Source organism: Butyrivibrio sp. AE3006 (genome assembly GCF_000424165.1).
Taxonomy (GTDB): domain Bacteria; phylum Bacillota; class Clostridia; order Lachnospirales; family Lachnospiraceae; genus Butyrivibrio.
In genome coordinates, this window is record NZ_KE384145.1 from 129,456 (window position 1) to 152,196 (window position 22,741).

The 22,741-nt window shown below is 41.9% G+C and carries 14 protein-coding genes; 8 read left to right on the plus strand and 6 right to left on the minus strand.

The window, feature by feature from the left end:
* Nucleotides 1–52 precede the first annotated feature (52 nt).
* The gene (locus G603_RS0117585) at nucleotides 53–892 is read left to right on the plus strand and encodes a hypothetical protein (RefSeq protein WP_026671024.1); all 840 of its coding nucleotides are present in this window, start codon (nucleotides 53–55) and stop codon (nucleotides 890–892) included.
* On the opposite strand, the gene G603_RS0117590 is transcribed toward G603_RS0117585, so the two are convergent.
* Nucleotides 870–3,155, minus strand: coding sequence for a YfhO family protein (locus G603_RS0117590; protein ID WP_026671025.1), 2,286 nt, complete (start codon nucleotides 3,153–3,155; stop codon nucleotides 870–872). The genes G603_RS0117585 and G603_RS0117590 overlap by 23 nt on opposite strands.
* Nucleotides 3,156–3,161: 6 nt before the next feature.
* Entirely contained in the window at nucleotides 3,162–5,921 is a 2,760-nt protein-coding gene (locus G603_RS0117595) for a hypothetical protein (RefSeq protein ID WP_026671026.1), read from the minus strand.
* Between the two features lie 130 nt (nucleotides 5,922–6,051).
* Between G603_RS0117595 and G603_RS0117600 the strand changes: the two genes are divergently transcribed.
* From G603_RS0117600 to G603_RS0117610, 3 genes are all read left to right on the plus strand, one after another.
* Nucleotides 6,052–7,596: a hypothetical protein gene (locus G603_RS0117600; RefSeq protein ID WP_026671027.1), complete on the plus strand. Its 1,545-nt coding sequence runs from the start codon at nucleotides 6,052–6,054 to the stop codon at nucleotides 7,594–7,596.
* Nucleotides 7,593–8,732: a DegT/DnrJ/EryC1/StrS family aminotransferase gene (locus tag G603_RS0117605; RefSeq protein WP_026671028.1), complete on the plus strand. Its 1,140-nt coding sequence runs from the start codon at nucleotides 7,593–7,595 to the stop codon at nucleotides 8,730–8,732. The genes G603_RS0117600 and G603_RS0117605 overlap by 4 nt, the downstream gene beginning before the upstream one ends.
* A gap of 121 nt (nucleotides 8,733–8,853) precedes the next feature.
* Nucleotides 8,854–9,351 carry a QueT transporter family protein gene (locus G603_RS0117610; protein WP_026671029.1) on the plus strand — a complete coding sequence of 166 codons (498 nt, stop codon included), beginning with the start codon at nucleotides 8,854–8,856 and terminating at the stop codon, nucleotides 9,349–9,351.
* Between the two features lie 64 nt (nucleotides 9,352–9,415).
* Here G603_RS0117610 and G603_RS21795 read toward each other — a convergent pair whose 3' ends face one another.
* The gene (locus G603_RS21795; RefSeq protein WP_051208083.1) at nucleotides 9,416–10,435 is read right to left on the minus strand and encodes a hypothetical protein; all 1,020 of its coding nucleotides are present in this window, start codon (nucleotides 10,433–10,435) and stop codon (nucleotides 9,416–9,418) included.
* A gap of 178 nt (nucleotides 10,436–10,613) precedes the next feature.
* Between G603_RS21795 and G603_RS0117620 the strand changes: the two genes are divergently transcribed.
* Nucleotides 10,614–11,960, plus strand: a complete 1,347-nt coding sequence (locus G603_RS0117620) for a PilZ domain-containing protein (RefSeq protein WP_035793892.1) — start codon at nucleotides 10,614–10,616, stop codon at nucleotides 11,958–11,960.
* Here the strand turns inward: G603_RS0117620 and G603_RS20975 are convergent.
* Nucleotides 11,957–15,463, minus strand: a complete 3,507-nt coding sequence (locus G603_RS20975) for a glycosyl hydrolase 115 family protein (RefSeq protein ID WP_051197462.1) — start codon at nucleotides 15,461–15,463, stop codon at nucleotides 11,957–11,959. The two genes, G603_RS0117620 and G603_RS20975, sit on opposite strands and share 4 nt — an antisense overlap.
* Nucleotides 15,464–15,684: 221 nt before the next feature.
* Here G603_RS20975 and G603_RS0117630 point away from each other — a divergent pair, with 221 nt between their 5' ends.
* Nucleotides 15,685–17,358 carry a putative bifunctional diguanylate cyclase/phosphodiesterase gene (locus G603_RS0117630; RefSeq protein WP_026523407.1) on the plus strand — a complete coding sequence of 558 codons (1,674 nt, stop codon included), beginning with the start codon at nucleotides 15,685–15,687 and terminating at the stop codon, nucleotides 17,356–17,358.
* A gap of 13 nt (nucleotides 17,359–17,371) precedes the next feature.
* Here G603_RS0117630 and G603_RS0117635 read toward each other — a convergent pair whose 3' ends face one another.
* Nucleotides 17,372–18,322, minus strand: coding sequence for a phospho-N-acetylmuramoyl-pentapeptide-transferase (locus tag G603_RS0117635; RefSeq protein WP_051208088.1), 951 nt, complete (start codon nucleotides 18,320–18,322; stop codon nucleotides 17,372–17,374).
* An 80-nt stretch (nucleotides 18,323–18,402) separates the two neighbouring features.
* On the opposite strand from G603_RS0117635, the gene G603_RS0117640 reads away from it, so the two are divergent.
* Together G603_RS0117640 and G603_RS0117645 are read left to right on the plus strand one after the other, a co-directional pair.
* Nucleotides 18,403–19,473: a diguanylate cyclase domain-containing protein gene (locus G603_RS0117640; RefSeq protein ID WP_026671032.1), complete on the plus strand. Its 1,071-nt coding sequence runs from the start codon at nucleotides 18,403–18,405 to the stop codon at nucleotides 19,471–19,473.
* A 116-nt stretch (nucleotides 19,474–19,589) separates the two neighbouring features.
* Nucleotides 19,590–20,762 (plus strand): DUF3048 domain-containing protein, encoded by a 1,173-nt coding sequence (locus G603_RS0117645; protein WP_026523404.1) that lies wholly within the window; start codon nucleotides 19,590–19,592, stop codon nucleotides 20,760–20,762.
* A gap of 56 nt (nucleotides 20,763–20,818) precedes the next feature.
* Here G603_RS0117645 and G603_RS0117650 read toward each other — a convergent pair whose 3' ends face one another.
* Complete coding sequence (locus G603_RS0117650) at nucleotides 20,819–22,705, minus strand: putative bifunctional diguanylate cyclase/phosphodiesterase (protein ID WP_026671033.1); 1,887 nt, start codon at nucleotides 22,703–22,705, stop codon at nucleotides 20,819–20,821.
* Between the last annotated feature and the right edge of the window lie 36 nt (nucleotides 22,706–22,741).

Sequence of the window (22,741 nt, forward strand, 5' to 3'; positions counted from 1 at the left end):
AAATGATATAATCAAAAGCAGCAATATTATAACATGGAGTGCAAACAAAATCATGAAAAGCTTTATTTTACGCGTGGCAGCATGTTTTTGCATGCTTTCTTTTCTGACAGGCTGCGGAGGCGCAAAAAGAACTGCAAAGGTGGATGCCATGCGAGAATACTTTGCAGAAAACAAATATATTATTCATGCATGCGGCGAGATAGCTGATGAAAACGGCAATCTCTATACCTATACCAATTCAAAGGAAGCCCTGGAAAACAGCTATAATGCGGGGAACCGCATAATTGAGATGGATTTTCATTATACCAGCGATGATCATCTGGTACCGGGCTATGCCTGGGGTGATCTATATAAGGGCGATGAGCAGATGACTCCCGGAGTTGCTCCTTCACTGGCAGATTATCTTGAATGCAAAATTGATGGATGCTTTACTCCCATGACCTTTGAGGATGTGGCAGAATTTATGCGAGCTCACGAAGACCTTCTTATTGTCACTGACACAAAGGAAGAAAACGAGAAATTCTGCAAAATGGTATCCCATGATTACACGGATCTAGAGGACCGCTTTATAATTCAGATCTACCATGCAAAAGAATACGAGCCTGTAATCCGCTCGGGATTTGACCATGTGATCTACACCCTCTACGAAACAGAAGAATCTGAGCGAACTGAAAAAGCCCTTATGGATATCGCAAAAAAGCACCTGGTAGGCTTTACTGTTTACGCAGAGTGGGCTGATGATCCGCAGTTTATGGAAATCCTGAAAAAAACAGACACCCCCATTTATGTTCATACAGTAAATGAGGATGCCGCCATCGCATCATATTTTGATCTTGGAATAAAAGGCATATACACAGACAGAACCGATCTTAGTGAGAATAAAGTTCGGTAACTACAACGGGTGCTGCGGGAATATCTCCCATGGCATCCGTTTTTATTTCCAGTTTGCAGCTATCGCCGCTCATAAAATATCCAAGACATATAACCTTCTGACTTGAAGCATTTCCATAGCCTGATAGGAATTCTCCGTCAAGATAAAGCTCTAAGCTTCTCTCAGTAACCTTATCTCTGGCCATATAAAAATACAGAGCACCATCTTCTTTTGCGGTAATATCAAGACTTACACCATCCTTAGATTTTGCACTTACCACGTCTGCCTCTGCAAAGTTTTCGCAAACATTACCGGTCAGCTTTTCATACAAAATCTTCTGAACCTCAAACGGATTATCTGAATCCGAAGCAGTCTCAACATATTTAATGCATTCCTTCACATTTTTTTCCTCAATATACTTATCAGAAGAAAGCACCTTTTCATTCATAAGGACATTCTGTGCGATAAGCTGCTGCCCTTCTCCAGCCTCAGTACTGCCGTCAGTAATAATATATTTTATTCCAAGAAGTTCATCCGCAAGCCTGGTATTTCCTTTTGTATACTCAGTATAAAGACCGTTATCATTAAAGCCAAGCTTATAAAGCAGAACTCTGTCCTCCACCTTCAAAAGGCTGTTGTAGGTAGATACACTGTTGTATCCAAAATGTATTCCGTCATTGGCTGTTCTACCCGCATAGGTCTCTATCCTGTAGTCGTCATTCCGGCTGTCCGCACCTGTCTTTTCATGTTCATCAATCACATCAAGAGCTGATCTTATTCCTTCTATCTGACTTAGATAATCACCTCTTGATGTTGCATTAACCGACTGATGTCTGTAGATCCATATAAAATTAAGCGAGAGCTCTGCTGCCAAAACAGCTAAGGAAAATACCACAAGACATCTTCTTAATGCAGCTTTGCCCTTACATACAACAGATAAAATTATCGACCCTGAAATGCTGATTATAATTGCAGTGTTTATGACAAGCACCTTAGCAGTGATAAATCTCACAGGAAGCACATACGAAGCAATCAGCAAAATCTCTGCCATAGCGCCACTTATAATTGCTCCTCCAATGGTAATTCCATCCCCATTGCACAGACATACAAATCCAAGTATCAGACAAAAGAATGAAAAGATTACAGAGTATCTGTAAAGGTAGCCGTAAGCATCAGTCCCAAAATGAGCAAGCTTATTAAGTGTATCCGCACAAAAAAACGCCATCGTAATAAGCATAAAAGTAAATGCTGCCATCTTTTTCCTGAAATCTATCCTGATATTCAAAAAGAAAAGAATCACAACAACAAAAACAGCCGTGCCCACATAGATATTTGGAAGCCCGTCCATTATCTCTATACTGTCGTAGCTCATGGAAAAGAGCTTTGAGACAACGCTTAAGGGTGAGATATTTTTACCTGCAGCTTCAGATGATGGCAATATATTCTGAAATGCTGCTGACAGGCCTTTACTGTGATCCTTGTTGCTGCCTCTCAGAGTTAAAACAACAGGGATCAAAAACCAAAGATCAAGTATCACTGACAGCAGTGAATAAAGGGCAACTCGCAAAAAGCTCTTGCCATCAATGAATCTGAATACCAGCAGCAAAATCGTAAAGATCACAAAGAATAACGCCATCATAAAAGCAATGTAATAATTCAGAAAAATCATAACCATCGCACTTATGACATAAAGGACCTTAACTCTCTTTTCATTTCGAAGAAGCTTTAGATAAAGCATAAAAACTAAAGGAAGAATAGCTGCCACGTCAACCCACATGGTATTTGTCATGTTGGATACCATCCAGCCGCTAAAGGCATAAGCTGTACCAAAAACAGCCTTTAATACAGTGCCTGCAGCGCCTTCATCAAAGGAGCTTTCCTCCACGGTTTTGGAGAGATAGTTCATAAGTACTCCCATTGAAAAAGCTGCCACTACCATCTTTGCGCAGATAAGAAGCGTAACCGCAGTGGGAATCATTTTTTCAGATATAAAGATAAAGGGTATTAGAAAAGGACTTGTCAGGTAATATGTCCAGATACCCGTCATGCTACTTCCAAGTCCGCAGTTTTCAGACCACAAAAAGCCGTCCTGACCATGGAAGACGGCTTTGTAATAGGAATAGAAATCAACATATTGCTGTTTCATATCCAGATATAAAAATGTTTTGTCACCAAAAGGAGCTATTCTTTCTATCATGCAAATAGCCATGAACAACGCTGCCGTTAGCAGCGCTGCCACACATCCTGTCATAGCTCCTTTTGAAAAATCATTACGTTTGTTCATCAATATTTATTTCTTTTTACCCTTTATGTATTTAGCAATTTCAGTCCTGATGGGTTTAAGAAGCATCTCATCTACAGGCATATCGCTTCCTGCAGGAAGTGTTTTAAACTTACTGGGAAGTTCGACATTATCGCCCTCGAAGGGATGTATAACTCCTGCTTCATCTCCGCAGATTACTGCTCCGTCACTAAAGGCAGTCAGTTCACCGATCTGCGCATCGGTCATGTTTGCACCTGCAAAACCTGCAAGGCACATACACATTTTTTCACGAACACCGCCATAGCCCTCAGCTGCGTTGTAGACTTTTCCTTCATTTACAATATCGCTGTATTTCTGAACTATTCCTGCGCTCAAAGAAGGATATTTCCTGTCGCTCCTGCCATAAGTTCCAAACGGATTAAGGCTTACATGCTGTCCGTCGCCGTCAGTAACAAGTCTTCCGGGACATACCGCCATGCTGCCAAGAACCTCTCTTGCAAAGCTTATGGTAAGACCTGATAAAGCGCCTTTTAATCCCACAAGTCCTGCTGTCAGCTGATGATTAAATGAGCTGACATTTGAGTTCTCCCTTACAGTTTTTGTAAAACCTGACACGGGATAATCGGAGATTTCTCCGGCAAAGCCCTTCCTGATAACAGAAACGCCGGCTCTGTATAAAGGTGAAATCTGGAAGGGTGCGACTTCCTCGTACTTCTTTATTCCAAGACCTGACGGATCAGGATATTTTACATCCAGATAAACGAAGATTCCATCAGCACCTTTAAGTGCAGGAGAACTTATAAACATAAGGGTATAGTTACCGGGTGCACTTCCAAAGGAATCATGAACTTCCCCTGTTATCCTTACGCCTTCACCTCTTCCTGCAATCTCTACATCCTCAATCTTCTTACACTCAAATTCTTTTACGACACCATTTGACTTAAGGTATGAAGCAAGGAACTGATCATCACCGATTTTCTCATCGCCGTAAAATACTTCACGTACTTTACCCTTGGTGGCACCTGTTCCTGTGATCACTATTCTGAGGTTCCTGCTTCTGCTTTCTACAACATAGGATTCTTTTTCAGTAACCGCATTTGCTACTGCAGCACGTCCTACAGAAGCCGCATCATTCATGGCAGCTATTCTGTCAGCAACAGCCTTGTTCTCATCCTGCTTGGGTTCTTCGGGTTTCTTAAGTTTCCCCTGGGCCTCAAGAAGTCTCTTCATGGCACCTTCTGCATGGAAAACAGGAATCTCTTCAGGCTTTACCTCGATCAAAGGCTTATGAACTTCTTTAGGAAGATCGGATCTGTCAAAGTGATAATAGATCTTATAGGTATTCTGAACCTCCACAAATCTCATCATCACAAAGGCGCTTACAACAAAGCGTCCGTCGAAATCCATAGGGATGGCGGTATAGCTGTCTATCTGACACTCGTCGCATTCAAGCACAAGTGTACCGATCTTGGGACACTGCCCGCTTTCTATAGCAAGCTGGAAGGTCATGGTTTTCTGACCTGCTGTATTCATTATGATAAAGGAATTTCTCTCTTCATCATCTTTTCTTCTGGAGTAAAGATGTTTGCCAATAGCGCTGTTATTAAGCCTTTGACGGCCACTGGTACGCATGGACATCTCTTTTTCGTTGACTGCTTTTCTCTCTGTCTCCTGAATTTCACGTGAAAGCTTATCAGCAGCATCAAATCTCTCTCTTACAGGAGCGGGACTTGCTCCTGAAAAACCTATTCCGGATAAAAGCTTAACTCTTGAAGACAATGTCTCGGATGCCTTATCTGCAGCATATGTTTTGCTGTACATTCTGGCTCTCTCCGCCCTTGTATGGAAAAGTCTTTCATAGGGAAGTTCACCTATAGCTGACAGATCTCCCGCACCTGAAATATCCCCTGCAAAAGAAAATTCAGAAACAGCGGGGTGATCCTTCAAATATCCTGAAGGGGTATTATAAGCCACATAATCAAGCTTCCTTAAATCCTTAAGGAATCCTGCAAGGCCTTCTGTTCCTGTTACAGGTGTAAACAAAGAATGAATGCCAAGGCTCTCCCAAAACGGGCTACTAATATCCTCACTAATAAGAATGAAAAGATCACTCTCAATATCTCCTGACAGCTGTTTTTCTCTAAGCTCCAAAAGAAGATTTTTAAGTGCTCCCGCATCCACAAGATCTGCCGGTGAATATGATGGCATTACCGTGATGGATTCATTGCCATGTCTGTAGGTTGTGGGATTATATTGAACATATGCTGATTTTCTAAGTTCAGGTGCTACTGTGGAAAGTGCATCGGGACCGACACTACTGTTACCAAGAACCACAGTGCCCACCCCTGTTTTTTTCAGAAGGCCGATCTGTGTTGGTGAAAAGATATTTTTATAAGAGCACAGGGTATCGGATGTATCCCCCAAAATATTGTTTGCTCCCTTGACCGCTACCTTTAGCTCTTCTCCAGTCATGGCAGCCAAAATATCCGCATGACTTCCGGAGATCATAAGCTCATCGCCTCTCTCCCTCAGTCTTGCTTTTACGCCCTCAATCACATCAGGCCCCAGTGATGGAAGAATTCTTCCAAGAGTATATTCATTCTCAAAATCCCATGCTGCACGCACAGGCTGCCCTTCATTATTTGCTTTTCCAAGTATCTCAAGGATACTGCGAATCTGGGCAAGGTCTCTGCCAAATCCGTTATTGTCATTGGAATCACCACGATCAGCGTGGCAGAAATTTACATGAAAATTCAAGCCGATATGAATCCTATGATTCATCCCCATAAGTCAACGTCCCCCAAACAAAATTTTCTTTTCATATTTTACCACAATTCAGAGTATAATATGAACATAGGATGTCGATAAATAATAATATATGCACACTTTTTTACGAGAGCTTTGATGAGGGGGAAACATGAAAAGCTTTGAAAACCTGTGTGACAGGGTTTTGGCTGTAATTAATTCGAACTATCCTGAGCGCACTGATGACTACGAATCCAATATCGATGCGCTTACTTCTGAAATAAAGAATTCCGGTTGGAGTCCTGATGAACTCCTTTCTCTTTCTGACCGGGCTTTTTCCGATGATGTACAGTTACATATTCTTTTTTTGTCTGCGGTTTATCTTAGCACCTCTGATCCTGAATACCTTGTCAGGATTGAGAATATTATGCTAACTGATCCCCTCGATATTAAGCTTACGTCGGCTCTTCTTTTTCAAACAAGATATTATCGTTTTGCCGGCGGAAAAAGAGATGACTACCCTTTCATGAGAAAATTAAACAGGCATCTCTCCGAGAGATTTATCCGCGAGCTTAATGTTTCCATCGACATGATTCCGTACGAGCAGCGCAATCATAACCTTATTTTTGTTGTAACAGGCCAGCTTCTTGGCGAGAGACATGCGCCCTCAAGACTTGTGCTTTCCCTTTGCTGGTATCTGCAAAAATACTTTGGCTATCTTGTTCAGCTCCTTGTTATGGGAGAACCTGTTGATATTAATTCCACCGCTGCTTACTGGGCAGGCGATATAGTCACTCCTAACTATTTTCCTGACTGGGGTGATCAGGTATATCGTTTTCATGATGAGGACATCCATTATTATCAGATTGATTTAAACAGCGCATCACGCGACAAGCAGATTGAAGTTATCGGTGCACTGTATTACAAACAGCCTGAATTCATACTTCAGTTTGGCGGTTTTCCCCGCACAGACCTGTTATGGCGGTCAATGTCCACCTTCATCTCGATTCCTGCAGGAAATAACTATGACATATCTGATGCTCACCTGCTGGTGTCCTATCAGAAAAATCAGGCAGAGGAAGAGGAGGAATTTATACATTCCCAGGGTCAGGAGACTCTTTATATCAATCTTAAGTCCCTGCCTCTTACAGAAAATGCCACGGAAAAAAAGTATTCAAAAGAAGCTTTTGGAATAGACAAAGATTCCTTTGTTATATCCATAATAGGAAATCGTCTTGATGATGAGATCACTGATGAATTCAAAGCTGTTATGAGCAGAATACTTGCAGAAAATGAAAATGTAGCCTTCGTAATAATCGGAATTTACGAGCTTCCACTTCCCGAAGACATCGATACTCACACAGTAAGACTTGGTTACAGAGAAGACTTTGTTCAGACAGTTCGTATCACCGATCTTTTCCTGAATCCCAAAAGATCAGGCGGTGCAGGAGGCGCATTAAGATCACTTATTAACGGAATTCCTGTGATCACACTTCCGGACTGCGACGTAAGTGCTTTTGCAGGTGAGGATTTTATATGTAAAGACTATGAAGAGATGATATCCCTTGCTCATAGGTACATCACAGATAACACCTTTTATAAAGAACAGTCAGACAAAGCCAGGGCATCTCAGAAGAACAAAACTGCAGACGTTGATATCAAAGCAGAACTTCAAAAGCTCATCGACAAAGCAGTCGAGTTAGGGAGAGCACAATGAGTAAAATATTTATCACCAAATCATCCATGCCATCTTATGAAGAATACATCGAAGCCATAAAGCCTCTATGGGATACCCACATGCTCACAAATATGGGTCACTATCACAGAGAGCTTGAAGACAAAATGAGAACATTTTTAGATGTCCCCTTTGTCTCCCTTATGGTGAATGGTCACATGTCCTTGGAGCTCACGCTCCAGTCCTTTGGATTTCCTGAGGGCAGCGAAGTTATTACTACACCCTTCACCTTTATTTCCACGACTCACGCCATCGTAAGAAACAGGCTTGAGCCGGTATTCTGCGATATAAAGCCGGAGGATGGCACAATTGATGAGAGCAAAATTGAAGATCTGATAACAGAAAAAACCGTGGCTATCATGCCTGTGCATGTTTACGGCAACATCTGTAATTATGAAAAAATTGAAGAAATTGCCTATAACTATGGCCTTAAGGTCATTTATGATGCAGCCCACGCCTTTGGTGAAAAAATCATAATGAAGTCTTCTTCCGGAAATAAAGAGGAATCCGTCGGAGTTGGCAATCTCGGTGATGCCTCAATTTTCAGCTTCCATGCCACCAAGGTATTTAATACCATCGAGGGCGGCGCGGCAGTATTCTCCGATCCTGCCCTTTATGAAAAGCTCTACAACCTTAAAAACTTTGGGATTCGCGGCGAGGAGCGGGTTGTAGAGGTTGGAGCAAATGCCAAGATGAATGAGTTCTGCGCAATAATGGGCCTTTGCAATTTAAAGCATATAGATGCCGCTATTGAATCCAGAAGCCAGTGCGCAAAAAGATATGATGATGCATTAAAATCCGTGACCGGCATCAGCTTCCTTAATCAGCGAAAGGATGCCACAAGGAACTATGCTTACTATCCCATAATTCTTGAGGATGACTATGCCATTACCAGAGATATGCTTTACACCAAGCTAAGGGAGAAGGATATTTATACCAGAAAATATTTCCATCCCGTAACCTCCGATCAGAGCTGCTTTAAAAACAAATATAAGAACTGCAGCCTTGATGCAGCAAGAGACCTTTCCAAAAAAGTTCTTGTCCTTCCAATATATGAGGATATGCCTACAGAAAGTCAGGATATGATAATAGACATAATTATGAATCCTGAAAAATAATGCTTGCCATTAATTGCTTCGAGTGTTATATTAGCATACGCTACATTTTTAATACGAGTGTTTACGACTTATTTATATGTAAGTCTTCCTTCCCACTCGCAAAAACCTAAAGGAGACAGAAATGAAAAAGAATGTATTATTTATGACTCAGGCAGCCATTATAGCTGCTATCTATGTTGTGCTTACCATGATGGTAGCAACAGTCAACCTTGCAAGCGGCGCTATTCAGTTCCGTATTTCCGAAGCACTTTGCGTACTTCCATTTTTCACACCTGCTGCAGTTCCGGGCGTTATTATCGGATGTTTTCTGAGCAACGTTCTCACAGGCTGTGCACTTCCCGACATCATATTTGGAACACTTGCTACAGCAATTGCCGCGGTAGCTTCTTACAAGCTTAAGGATCACAGATTCCTTGTGACTCTTCCGCCTGTTGTTTCAAATGCACTTATTATTCCTTTTGTACTTAAGTTTGCGTATGGTCTGGAAGGTACCATTCCTTTCTTTATGGTTACAGTTGCTGCCGGTGAAATTCTTGCATGCGTAATCTGTGGATCAATTCTGATCACAGCACTTATGCCTGTTCGCAAGTATGTTTTCACTCCTTCAGTATCAGAGTAAGTAGAAATTTAATCAAGCAGGAAAACGCAGCGGAATGAATACAAATTCCGCTGCGTTTTTATTCTCAGGATATCTTGGCCATATCTATCTGATGGACCACTCCCGCTTCACCCGTCGATTCCTTTAGAAATACTCCGCTTGATCTAAACTGAGCATTGATCATGAAATCACTTCCCCTGGATGTAAAATCTGTATCTGCTTTTCCAAGATAAATAGCTCCAACGTCTGCCTCCTTTAATGTCAAAAGAGTTTCTTTGCCATTCTCATCATGGCACCATACCCGGAGCTTTTCATAGATCTCATCATTTTCATCAATCCAGTTATTATTGTCCTTATCAAACTCAGACAGCTCTGCAAAACCATCACCGCTCCTTGCACCAAATAGCTCAGTTCCGTTGTTTATGACACCGTCACCATTTCTGTCATAGGCTAGAAATCCGCTTCCGGGGCCAAGCTTTTTTATCTCATCCTCTTCTCCATCAGCATCAAGATCAAAGGTAAAGGACTGATCAGAAATACTTGTAACGCCGCTTCCCACATTTATTACAAGTGGGTCAATTAGCTGTGCCGGCTGCATATGTGTTACTCCTATGGACTCGCAGAACCTGCTTGTCATGGAAACATTTATTCCAAAATGAAGCTCCCTTCCATCCTCTGTCATGGCAATGCCACTAGCCTCAAACGCTGTGTGTTCCTCTTCTATACGAGTGTATGTAGAAGTAGTTACACTCATTAGCTGATATGAACCTGCATTCATTTTGGAGGTTAACTCCTTCATATACTCACTGGTTCTACTGTTTTTACCTTCGCTACCTCCGAATAATATCTGCATAATATTTAGAAGCTTTTCAACGATCTGCCGCCTTAGCTCATCTATCTCCGACACCTTCTTATCTTCCGGAGTGTCGCTCATAACAGCAAATTCTCCTTCCGCATTATAATTGGTAAACAGTACATCCCTGAAATCTGCTACCCCTTCACTTTTGTTACTGATGGAAGTCATCCCTTTCTCCATTCGAAATTCAGAGCGTGACACATATTTTCTCTCTGAAATCAGGTTGATGTTACTACTGGCAATTCTCATAAGCAGCCCTCCATGTTAACACTAAAAAACACAACACTTAACTAAGCTATGCCCATTTTGAGAATTACTTTTTGGAATAAAAAAGAAACCGGGCATAACTATTTAAGCTCTGCCCAGCTTCTAGTTCTTATATCGTCATTTATCTCGTATTTTATTAGCGTTGTGGTATAATATTTCTATGAAACTCAGTGACGTAATGAAGGGCTCCAAAATAAAAATTCACGCTAGTATTAACGGGCATGGGATTCTTCTCATAACCAAGGCTGCCATCGGTGTTCGAGACGGCCTTTTAGTTGAGTCCTTAACTTATTTCGATCACGATCTCACATTCCGTGAGCCCTGCAAAATTGTTGCAGTCAACAAAAGAGACGGCAGAAGCTATCAATTTGAATCTCAGAGCATTGGTCCTGTAGAAACCAAATATGGAAAATTTCATCTTATAAGATGTCCCGAAGATGGCATCGTGATGAACAGAAGACAGGCTGAGCGCTATGATATTGATAAGCTCGGTGTTATTCGCATAGGTAATAAAGGCGATATCAGAAATGCCCTTGTCTATGACATTTCAATGAAGGGTATTGCTTTTATTCTGGACAACGACGCTATCTGCAAGGTTGGAGATCACATCACCGCATCCTTCAGATATGATCCCAATTACTTCCACTTCTATGCCTGTGAAGCCACCGTTGTAAGAGTTTTCACCATTGAAAATCAGTTGGCCATCGGATGTACCCTTGATTCTATGGGTGCAGATCTCGTTACCCTTATTTCAAATAAGAAAAAAGAGAAGGCCGGTATCAAGATAAATGATATTCTGAACATCTCAGAATCATCAGATTCAGCCATTGCATCTGGCGATAAGATACCTGTAAATTACGTACCTCCGACTCAGAATTCATCCGCAGCCAAAGCGGCTTCTTCAGCGCCTTTACCGGCACCTGCCAAGGCTCCTGCTACGCCTGCTGCCCATGAAGAAGACGGAACTGCCATGAACCTGTTTGAACAGCTGCTGTCTCCTGATGCCGCAGCGGATCTTATTCCCGAGCGCAAAGAGTCCGATATTATGAAATCAAGAGCTGAGCGTGTTGCGGATATTGCTGATATTCCTGAGCTTGAAGGTATACGGGAAGGCAGAGCTCCGATTCCTTCATCCAAAGCAGAACACCCTACAGCTTCACCTATAGAGCAGCTGGTAGACTTGAATGACCTTGCTGAGCTGCAGTCCATAGAAGACAGGACTCCCGCAAAACAAAAAGCAGCTCAGAAACCGGCTCCTGCGCCCGCAAAAAAACAGGCAAGCTCTTACGATCCTGCCCGTTCTCTTGCAAATGCAGCTAATGCCGATAATGCCAAGGTTCATCTTAAAAACGCAGCCTCTTCTGATTTTGATGGATACTTCAACCAGAAGGGTAATGCCGTTGATGAAAGCCTCTTCATTAAAGGTAAAAAGGAAGATGGCTTCCTGACTCCCGAGCAGATAGCTGATATCATCGATCTCGAGAGAATAAATAAAAGTGATTTTTAAGCCATTGCCGGTGGCATTCCATCGGTAGATGTAATGAAGAACTGCTCTACACGAATGCCTGCTGACATAGCATAATACCTCAGGGTATGCCTTCCGTTTCGAAGCTTCACGTCCACAAGCGGTACCCAGCGCCAGATATTTTCAGCAGAGAATCTCCAGATTCCCTGGCCGCCATAGAGATCCTGCTCTGAGTAGATCTTGTCATCAATGCCGATTGTGAAGTGCGATTTTGCAGCATCCCACATAAGAACCCTTGCCCAGATGCGATAGGTTCCTCCCCTTGCTTCAAAAACATAATGAAGTGAAGGGGCTTTTTTTATGGCACTTGTTCCGCCCCATTTAGTCTTGTGGAAATTCTCAAGCCCGGCTTCATCTCTTATGTACATAGCAAGACCTGTCTCTCCGTGAGATGGTGCGTTGCAGTAATCCCAAAGATCAGTCTCGGTATAAGCAGCTCTTGAGTTGCAAAGAGCAGATGCCGCTTCAATAAGTAATCTTCCATCCTTCTCCTGCATAGGATGAAGGCCCTGTGCCAGAATCTCAGAAGCAGGAATCGGAGTTCCATAGTGGCTAAGGAACTCCATGTGCTCTCCTATTCCGTCGCCCTTCTGTTTCCTGAGAGCATAATATACAGGTCTCGGCGGAAGTTCGTAAGCTTCCTTACCATAGAAATCCCATGAAAATCCCGCAGCATCAAAGGAAAGCGGAAGTCGCAGATCACCGCCGCGGATTCCTAAAGTATTCTCTCTTCTTTCCTTGGTGTAAATAACAAATCTCGAGAATGCAAAATACTTATCCACTGCGTGGAATATGATTCTGTGGGCACCGGCTTTAATGTTAGGAAGACGCAGATAAAGCTTATCTACGTTGTTTCTCACATTGTTTTTCCAGTCACCCTTATACTCATCTATGGATTCAGATTCGATCATCTCTGCAGGGTTTTCATCCACGGATACACCTATCCTGATTCTGCCCATTGCATTAAGAGACGGGAATCTGTGCAGCTCTAACAGGAAAGCGCCTTCACTTGTCACCGTAACTTCATAGGTAAGTGTCGCCCTTTCCATTCTGGCTTCAACCAAAGATCCTCTGTTTCTTCCAAGATTCGGAATACGTATCCAGGCACCAGAAAGGTCTCTGACCATGTCTGCCTCAATACGAAGCATTCCGTCATCTTCCATGTGAGGCGGGAAAACAATATTGTTTTGTCCGAGAAGAGTGATGCCTCTGAAAAGTTTGATCTCAACAGGAATCACACAGCTTTCACCTGTCATGAGAGCCATGATATGTATTTCATCCTTGATGGAAACAATCTTATCCTCAGGCTTAACGTCTCCTCTTTCGGACATCTGTGCGATCATCTCAGGCACAGACTCCCAGTCTACCTCCAGAAGGATTCTCTCTTCGCCTTTTATTCTGATATCGCCGTGGCCTTCAAAGCCCACGATACTATCCTCAGCAATCCTGAGCCATCCCGGCAGATCAACCGTTACCACGATCTCATTTTCTCCGGCATTGGCTATTTCAAACCACTTCTCAACAGGCTTTACAAAGGTAATGCCGCTGTCATCATTCTGACAGGTGATTATTAGATGATCCGGTGCCTTCTCAAGAGGCGGCTTACATGCCGGATACATGGCGGTTCTTGGCGGCGGAAAATCTTCAGGTGTAAGGATTCCGTCCCATTTGCCATTTGCCATAACATGGTTGTAGAAATACAACATACCCCTTCTTGCATGATCAAAGGACAGGGCTTTTTCAGTGTAATCAGCGGCACTGTGGGTTTTACCCTGTTTCATGCAGAGGTTACTTCTATCCGCATAATAATACATTGTATAGGTATAATATGCGGCATGAATTTTCATAAGTATTAACTGGAAAAACGCATCCTTTTCATTATCGGGTAGAGAGTGATAGATACGATTTCCGGTTTTGAACATGTATTCATAGCGATGGATTCTGCTAACCGCCTCATCGGTATATGCAGTCTGCGAGAAAGCATCCACATCCATCTGCTCTACTTTGCGTACATTTGTAAGCTGATCAAACTCAACCAGGAGCGGTGCCAGCTTTTTGCCATGCCTTCCACTGAAGGTCTCGTCTATCCACTGGGCAAGAAACTGTATTTCATCGCCACAGATAGTATTTTCTTTTCCTATATCCCATGCAAGCTGAGCATAGTAAGTAATTTGCTGTTCAAGAGGTTTTATGGCACCAAAATTTGTCACCCAAAGCTTACGTATTCCCTCTTCATAAGCTTTTTTCAGCTCATTTCGGGTCTGTGCAAGAGGCACTGAACAAATGAAAAGATAAGACTGTCCGGGCGGTGCCCAATAGGAATTGTGGTAATAGATACCATTGCCGCCGGGGCGTCTCTTTTCCTCCTCATTGGGATATCTTCTGACATGTCCGTAATTATCGTTTACCCATATAAGGGTATAGTCATCTGGAACATGCAGACCATTGTCGTAAAGCTCCAGAACTTCCTTATAGGGCACAAATATCCTCATGGGCTTATAGTCCAGTGTGGTGTCCAAAATCTCCTGCTGGATCTCCATTACCTCTTCAAGGAGCTCCATCTTGCCTCTTATAAGGTCATCACCCTGAAGCCCGGAAAGGGCCATGGTCTCAAAGCCTGAATCATGTATTCCGCGCATTCCAAGGGTATAGGTAACTTCGTAATCCTTGTTCTGTTCAACACTCTCACGCCAGTATTCAATTATGGCATCACGGCTCTTATCTGATGCAGTAATATCATATCTGACATCATTGTAACCCTTTTTCTCAAGCCAGGGTCTCCATTCCTTATTGTTACTGCGCATAAGCATATCGCAATGGGATGATCCCACAACAATACCCATCATATTTGCCAGAGCGCCATTTTGTTTGTCTGCATTAAAAGAATTCACATGCATGGCAGGCCAGATATAGTTAAGCCTCAGCCTTAGCATGAGTTCAAATATTTTCTCATAGGTTCTTACGCCAATGGTGGTCTCCCCCATGTAACGCTGAACCCACTGTTCAAGTTCTTCCTCGTCGTTTATGAAAATCCCTCGATACTCGATACTGGGATGATCAGAAACATGATAATCATCCGGAAGTACCACTTCCGTCTTAGGTCTTATGGGAACATCAGCCATGAAATACCAGGGCGATACTCCCAGTATGGTTCTGCAAAATTCATAGATACCATAAATAGTTCCGCGCTTGTCTGATCCGGCAATGACCAGCATTCCGCGCCTGTCGCGTATTACATACGCTTCCTTTCGTCTTCTTCCGGACGTGCTGAAAAGACCTGTAAGATCTTCCTCTTCAAGGTCATCACACACTCCGACAGTTCCTACCAGTACTCGCTGGCAGTCTGGATCTGCAGCTTCAGTATTAATTTGTAGCACACGTTTGAAGTCCCGGATCAGATTCGATACCGCAATTTTGACTGCTTCCGATTCTCGCTCGCTGATTGTCACCACAACCGATGAGTACTGCCTGATTGTTATCCCCATTTTTCTCCCCCTCGTGAGATTTTTAGTCAAGCATATAATCTATTTTACCAATTTTTTATAATTATGTGCTATAGCAATTTTACGAAATTTTTATAATTAATTGTATAAAATGCCAATGAATGAATAAAGCGAAATAAATGCTTGTCTTAGCAGTATATTTGTTGCAAAATAAAGATTGTACCGATAGTGATGTATTTTCATATCAGAAAATGGGCTTAAATATGCAGAATTACAACTTACTGGACAGGTTCATTCAGGCGCTGTCAGCAACTGAGAACACTGTTGGTTCCGCACAGGAAGCATTTTATGAGATTGCTCCTGCCTACAGCATTACTCGAATAACATTGGATATGAATATTCCTGAAACGCGCCAGTCTCCCACAGGAGAGGTGCGTCATTTATCTGTGTATGAGGGAGAGATTTCCGATGACACCGAAGCCGAAATAGTATGGCTTGAGGAATCATACAGAACCTTTGAAAATGGCATAATCACTGCCAAGGTTTATGCTCCCATAAGTACTAACTGGAGCCCGGAAGATCGGCAGATTCTTCTGTCGATTATGAAAGTATTTCTGATTCATATAGGTCGCTGCAGACTGGTCGAGCTTGTACAGAGAAGCGTTCTGACTCAGTATCTAACAGGTCTCCCCAACTCAGGAGGATTCCTGTCCTTTGCCACTCAAAAAATGTTGGCAGGTGAACTCAAAAAATACAACTCCTACTATTTCAATCTTAGAGGCTTTGGCCTTATAAACAGACGTTATGGACCTGAAGAAACTGATAATATCATTGTCAGATATTCGAGGATCCTTTTGGAATTCACGTCTGAAGATGAACTGATAGGTCACCTTGGCGGCGATAATTTCGTTGCACTTATAAGAAAAGAAAAAACAGAAGCCTTTCTCAATCTTTTGCAGAAAACAGAGACCTTCGGAATTAAGGACGGCGCAAAGGTGCCCATCACCATAAGTGCTGTTGCGGGCGTTTTTGATATCGATGATTCCGTAAAAAATCCCGGTCAGGTAATCGGCAGAAGCTCCATTGCCTGCAGCGTTGCCAGGTCCTTATCAAATGAGCCCTTCCTCTTCGTAACAAAAGAAATGAGCACCAGGGTTTACCGTGAAAAACAGATTGAAGATCGTTTTGAAGAAGGACTTCAGCAGAAGGAATTCAAGGTTTACTATCAGCCCAAGGTAAACACTCAGACTGGCGAGCTTGTTGGCGCAGAAGCCCTCTCCCGCTGGCTGTGTAAGGGCGAATATGTTTATCCTGCAGAATTCGTACCTGTGCTTGAGCGAAACAGCTATTCAATCGGTCTCGATATATATGTCATGGAAGATGTATGTCGTACCTTGAGAGAATGGATTGATCATGGAATGGAGCCCGTTCCCATATCTGTTAACTTTTCAAGGAGCGATCTGACAGACGATCAGCTGGCTGATCAGATCCTTAAGATTATTCATAAGTATGATATCGATCTTGATTACATACAGATAGAGGTTACAGAAACTGCTACCTCCAAGGAAAAGAGCCTTATTACCGATTTCCTTCACAAGCTTAAGGGCATGCACATTGCAAGCTCCATTGATGATTTTGGTACCGGTTATTCATCCCTTGGAATTCTAAGGGATCTGCCTGTAAATACCATAAAAATAGACAAATCCTTTATCGATGCTGAGGTACTCACATCCAGGGATGAAACCATTCTTAAGAATATTATCAGAATGGCACAGGAGCTTGATATTGAGGTTATTACCGAGGGTGTAGAGAGAAAAGATCAGATCGACCTGCTTCATAAAGTAGGCTGCGATCTGGTACAGGGCTTCTACTTTGATAAGCCCCTTGAGAAAGCAGAATTTGAAGATCGATTAAAGACAAAAAAATATGAAGTATAAAAAATTTGCGGCATTATTTCAATGCCGCAAAAATTATGCTTACAACTATTTGAAGAATCACAAATCTGATAACAACCTGTGTATCTGACCATTCCATGTTTTTACGAACATGATCATGGATAGGTGTGCGAAGGTTAGTCATAATGTGAATTTTACAAAAACGAATCAGTGACACCTTGATAAGTCCAAGTCCTCCGTCAACTATCAGGACAATTGACAGAATAATATATGCAAAGGGATGCGCTGACTTCATGGCAAGTATCGCAATAAAGAATCCAAGGGCTCTTGAACCGGCATCTCCCATGAGCATGCTGCTGGGTGAACAGTTGAAATACAGATATGCCAAAAGTACTGCGCATAGTATCTGACCAGCAGTCGCCATACTTCCAAGTGTTTCAGAAAACAGTATCGCAAATGACATCACAGTAATAACTACAAGCGATCCGCAAAGACCGTCAACTCCATCGGAACAGTTAGTTACATTTACCGCTATCCATATAAGAGCTACACCCAAAATGAAATAAATCACGTAAGGAATTTTGAACTGAAGTGTGAAAAAGGATACTTCAGTTCCGTTATATTTAAGGAATGTAACCATGGTCAAAACTGAAATGACAAGGTCAATAAGACCTTTCTTATACTCATTCCATGGTTTTTCAGCTGCATCATCCAAATATCCGCTAAGCATCATCAAAAACAGAAATATCAGATACAGTATGTACTCAAAGGAAAGCGGAAGGAATAATAAGGATGCTATGATAAAGTCGATAACAAACACTATGCCAACGCCACGAAGTTTCCCCTTGGAAAGTGCTCCGTTAATGGCAAACGCCCTTCCCTGATCCTGCGGAAGAAAGCCAAATCTCATATTCAGTGTAATGAAAGTCAGCAAAAATGCCACTGCCATAGCTATGGCTGAGGTTTGAAGCGGCGTAAAATAACCAAATAAAATATCATATAACATAAACAAACTCCTTTAAATTTATAATAATATGTTATAATTTTACTCATGTTTACTGATTATAATAACGAAGGAATTAAATAATGGCAACTTTTTCAAATAAACTAAAGGACCTTTTTTCACCATATATCCATCCCTCAATAAGAGAGAGTATCTATCATATAAATTTGCAGGCCACCAAAATATTCGCTCTTTTCATGTCTATTCTCGAGTCCGCAATTTTTTTATTTATGATTTTCTTTGAAAAGGAAATCTTTGGCGAGCCTTTTGTGCTTCTGATGTGCTTATATGCGATTTTCTCAAGCCTATTTTTTCTGTTTATAACTAACTATGCTCTAAGAAAATCACATAAGCCCTATAGCAGATACAGATTTATTTACATAGCCTACTACTTCTCTATTCTGGCATTTGGTATGTTTACTTCTTTTTATCATTATTCGCACGGTAAGCAGATGCTGGCTTTCTTTGCTACAGAATTCTGTGTTGCAAGCTTTCTTATTTTGCCGCCCTGGTGTTCTATTTTGCTGATCCTGGGCTCATATATTGGTTTTTATGGCATTTTGTTTGCTTATGACGGCGCACCTACCGTGAATCTGATCAATTATACTGTATTGGCTTTTCTGACTACAGCAGGCTCTGTCCGCAAATATCGCACTCAGGCTACTGAGCTTGAGCGAATACATCGTATTGAGACCATGAATGAGATGATGCAGAATCTCCCGGTTCATGATGCCACCACCAATTTAAAGAGCAGATATGCTCTTCGTGATGATTTTACTTCATATCAGAATCATCCCATTATCGTCATCATGCTTGATATCGATGACTTCAACTCAATCAATGAAGCTTACGGAACAAAAACCGGCAACGAGGTTCTCAGCAATATTGGCGAACTTATAAGCAATCATCTCACAGAGAATGCTGCTTACAGATATGGAGATGACTCATTCCTGATCATTTTGCAGGATGTTGATGTGGATGTTGCCATGCAAAAACTCTCCAGATTTGAGAGGAGTCTTGCTACGCTTAAGGTTCCGGGATCAGAAACAATAGTTCACTGCAACAGCGGATATTCTCATGGAACTCCCAGAGATGAAGAGGACTTAAGACTCCTTATAGATGCTGCCGCAGTAAAGAGAAGAGAGTTTTTATAAAAGGCATATAAATTAGAATTCTTGCGCAAATTTGAATTTATACTTTTGTCATAATGCCTTTTCTGTTAAAATGGTAAAGGCGTTTTCTTGCGCCGCATAATAAGGAGGATTATATTATGAAGTTAAATAAGAGATTTATGAGCATAGTTCTTACTTCAGTTATGCTCACAGCTGCTGTTGGATGCGGCAAATCTACTGAAACAGAAGATTCTTCAGAAGGCCTTTCATGGGAGTCAATCGAGGATAACACATCAAATGATGCATCTTCAGAAGAAAGTGTCGAAGAGGAAGTAGTTACCGAAGAAGAGCCTGTAGTATCTGCTGAAGTTCCTGCCGGAATGTATCTCAGCGAGCTCACAGGTGAGCCTATAGACGAAGCACTTAAAGATCAGCGTCCTATCGCTGTTATGGTTGATAACGAATCAATCGCTCTTCCCCACTATGGAACATCTGAAGCAGATGTTGTATATGAGATGATGAACAGTACACAGAACGGTCGTATCACACGTCTCATGTGCCTTGTAAAGGATTGGGGTACAATCAAGCAGATGGGTTCAATCAGAAGTACAAGACCTACAAACATTATTCTTGCAGCTGAGTGGAATGCAGTTCTTTGCCACGATGGCGGTCCTGCAGTTCATATCAATCCTTACCTTGCAAAGGAATGGGGAACTAACCACTTCTCAGGTACATTCTCTCGTGTAGATAACGGTAAGAGCCGTGAGTATACAGAGTACATCCTTCCCGGAGATCTTGAGAACAACTTCTCCAGCAGCGGATTCTCTACTACATACAATGAGTTCACACCCGACGGAGTTAAGGATAATCACTTCAACTTCACAACATGGGGTAACGAAATCAATCTTGAGAACAAGGGCTATGCTAAGTGTCTCGATGCTACAACAATTGACATCGCTTCATTTACACACAACACTTCAAAGCTTGTTTACAACGAGTCAACTAAAGAATATGAGTATTATGAATATGGCAAGCAGCACCTTGATGCTGAGGACAGCGCTCCTCTTTCATTCAAGAATGTAATTCTTCAGAAGTGCACATTCAACCAGCTTGATGATCACGGTTATCTGATCTACAACTGTATCGATATCAACCAGCCCGGTTATTACTGCACAAACGGTAAGGCTACTGATATCGTATGGACAAAGGTTGGTGAGCTTAACAAGACTCAGTACTACGATTCACAGGCTAACGAGCTTGAGATCAACACAGGTAAGACCTACATCGCTCTCGTACCTGCTGATACATGGGACACACTTGTAATCGAATAATTACAAATCATACCAGATATATAAAACCTCCGATGAATCACCATCGGAGGTTTTAATTATTTAATCATCTCTTTGAACTTATCAGGAGACACGGGCCGCGAGAAGTAATATCCCTGAATCATATCACAGCCTATTCCTTTGACGTACTCGTACTGGCCTTCTGTTTCAACGCCCTCTACCACAATGGGCATATCCAGCTTATTTGCCATCTCTACGATGGTATTGATAACAATCTTGCCTTTATCAGAGCTCTCGATTCCATCCATGAAACGCATATCAGCCTTAAGAACATCCACATGAGCATCCTTGAAGGTGTTAAAGCTTGAGTATCCGGAGCCAAAGTCATCCATAAGAATTCTAAAACCCACTTCCTTAAGCACTTCGATGGTGTTAAAGAAACGCTGATTGTCTGCCACGAATGCACTCTCAGTAATCTCCAGCTTTATATCAAGGGGCGACAGGTGATATTTCTTGATAAGGTCTACGATTATCTCATAGAGGTTATCCATCTGAAGATCTCTTCTTGAAATATTTACTGATACCGGAGGCACCAGAATTCCTTCTTTTCTCCACTCAGAAATATATTTGCACACCTGCTCCCACACGTAAACATCAAGCTTATTGATAAATCCGTTTTTCTCAAATATGGGAATGAAGTCTCCGGGGCTGATGAGTCCGTACTGCTTATCCTTCCATCTGACCAAAGCCTCTGCGCTGCATATTTTTTTGGTATTGGCATCATAGATTGGCTGAAAATATGGAACAAATGCTTCCTCATGGATAGCTCTCTCACAATTGTGAAGCATGTATGCCTGCATCTCAAAAGCATGATCCTGACTCATATCATAAACACATTCATGCTTGTCATAGTCATACCTGATAGACTGCATCGCAAATCTGGCTCTGTCGCACATAAGGATAGGATTCATGGTCCTGTCTTTTATCTTATAAACACCAGAGTATAACGAAAGATTGTAATCCATGTCCTCGCCCGGATACATTTCATCCAGCGACAGGATTCCCTGAAGCATCCAATATGTGCCCTCCGGGAAAAGACCTACAAAATTATCTTCGCCTAAATATCCAAGCTCAACTTCCCAGGAAAAGCTCTTTCTCATAGCGGCTGCAACTCTTATGAGGATATCATCACCTCGTTCAAAGCCGAACCTTTCATTAACATCCTGAAAATTTCTGATATCAAGAACACAAAGCTGGTAGTTTGTATCGGGATTAAGTGCCAGATCCTCCTCTACTGCTCTGAAGAATGCTTCTGACTTATAGATACCTATCTTGGGATCAGTGGGATTATCCACGATATACAACATTATCAGGTTGAAGGTTACAAAGGTAGCAAATACCGCTCCCATGAATTTAAAATCTGATATTTTGTAATTCAGCGCCGTTATGCAAAATACAAGCACCACTATCGCTGCTATTGTGGAAGAAGCAAGTACACCCAGTCTCCTTCTGTGTCTGATTACCAGATAAGCAATCGTAACAACATAGCCAAGCAGAATAACTGTGGAAATAAAAATAAATGTCAGTTTTTCAAGTGTGATCTGCCCCCTGACTTCAGGATAATATGCCACATGATTAATAGGATTTATAACCAGCAAGAAAATCATTTGCAATACGCAGGGGAATATAGAAAGCAATGGACTTTTTTCTTTAGCACGAACAAGACCTATGGTAATCTTCATAGCAAACAGGAGATACGATGTCAGTGCAAGAGTAAAAGCAGATATATTAAAAACATATATCTTATCTTCGCTTAACGATACGAATCTCGAAACAAAATCACTTCCCCATACCAGGAGGATATATAAGATTGTTACAATGATTTCCAGATCTATCCATAGCTTTCCTACACTACGGCTTATACTTCTCGCCCTTATTGCAAGAATACCTATGGTCAGGATTCCAAAACTTAGCAGTGTAATCATGGACAATCTCCCACTTTCATATATACCCATTATACA

Coding starts and splice junctions, on each gene's coding strand:
- G603_RS0117650 (WP_026671033.1), bottom strand. CDS start 22,705: ATGATTACACTGCTAAGTTTTGGAATCCTGACCATAGGTATTCTTGCA.
- G603_RS20975 (WP_051197462.1), bottom strand. CDS start 15,463: ATGGGGATAACAATCAGGCAGTACTCATCGGTTGTGGTGACAATCAGC.
- G603_RS0117600 (WP_026671027.1), top strand. CDS start 6,052: ATGAAAAGCTTTGAAAACCTGTGTGACAGGGTTTTGGCTGTAATTAAT.
- G603_RS0117585 (WP_026671024.1), top strand. CDS start 53: ATGAAAAGCTTTATTTTACGCGTGGCAGCATGTTTTTGCATGCTTTCT.
- G603_RS0117645 (WP_026523404.1), top strand. CDS start 19,590: ATGAAGTTAAATAAGAGATTTATGAGCATAGTTCTTACTTCAGTTATG.
- G603_RS0117640 (WP_026671032.1), top strand. CDS start 18,403: ATGGCAACTTTTTCAAATAAACTAAAGGACCTTTTTTCACCATATATC.
- G603_RS0117635 (WP_051208088.1), bottom strand. CDS start 18,322: ATGTTATATGATATTTTATTTGGTTATTTTACGCCGCTTCAAACCTCA.
- G603_RS0117595 (WP_026671026.1), bottom strand. CDS start 5,921: ATGGGGATGAATCATAGGATTCATATCGGCTTGAATTTTCATGTAAAT.
- G603_RS0117605 (WP_026671028.1), top strand. CDS start 7,593: ATGAGTAAAATATTTATCACCAAATCATCCATGCCATCTTATGAAGAA.
- G603_RS0117610 (WP_026671029.1), top strand. CDS start 8,854: ATGAAAAAGAATGTATTATTTATGACTCAGGCAGCCATTATAGCTGCT.
- G603_RS21795 (WP_051208083.1), bottom strand. CDS start 10,435: ATGAGAATTGCCAGTAGTAACATCAACCTGATTTCAGAGAGAAAATAT.
- G603_RS0117590 (WP_026671025.1), bottom strand. CDS start 3,155: ATGAACAAACGTAATGATTTTTCAAAAGGAGCTATGACAGGATGTGTG.
- G603_RS0117620 (WP_035793892.1), top strand. CDS start 10,614: ATGAAACTCAGTGACGTAATGAAGGGCTCCAAAATAAAAATTCACGCT.
- G603_RS0117630 (WP_026523407.1), top strand. CDS start 15,685: ATGCAGAATTACAACTTACTGGACAGGTTCATTCAGGCGCTGTCAGCA.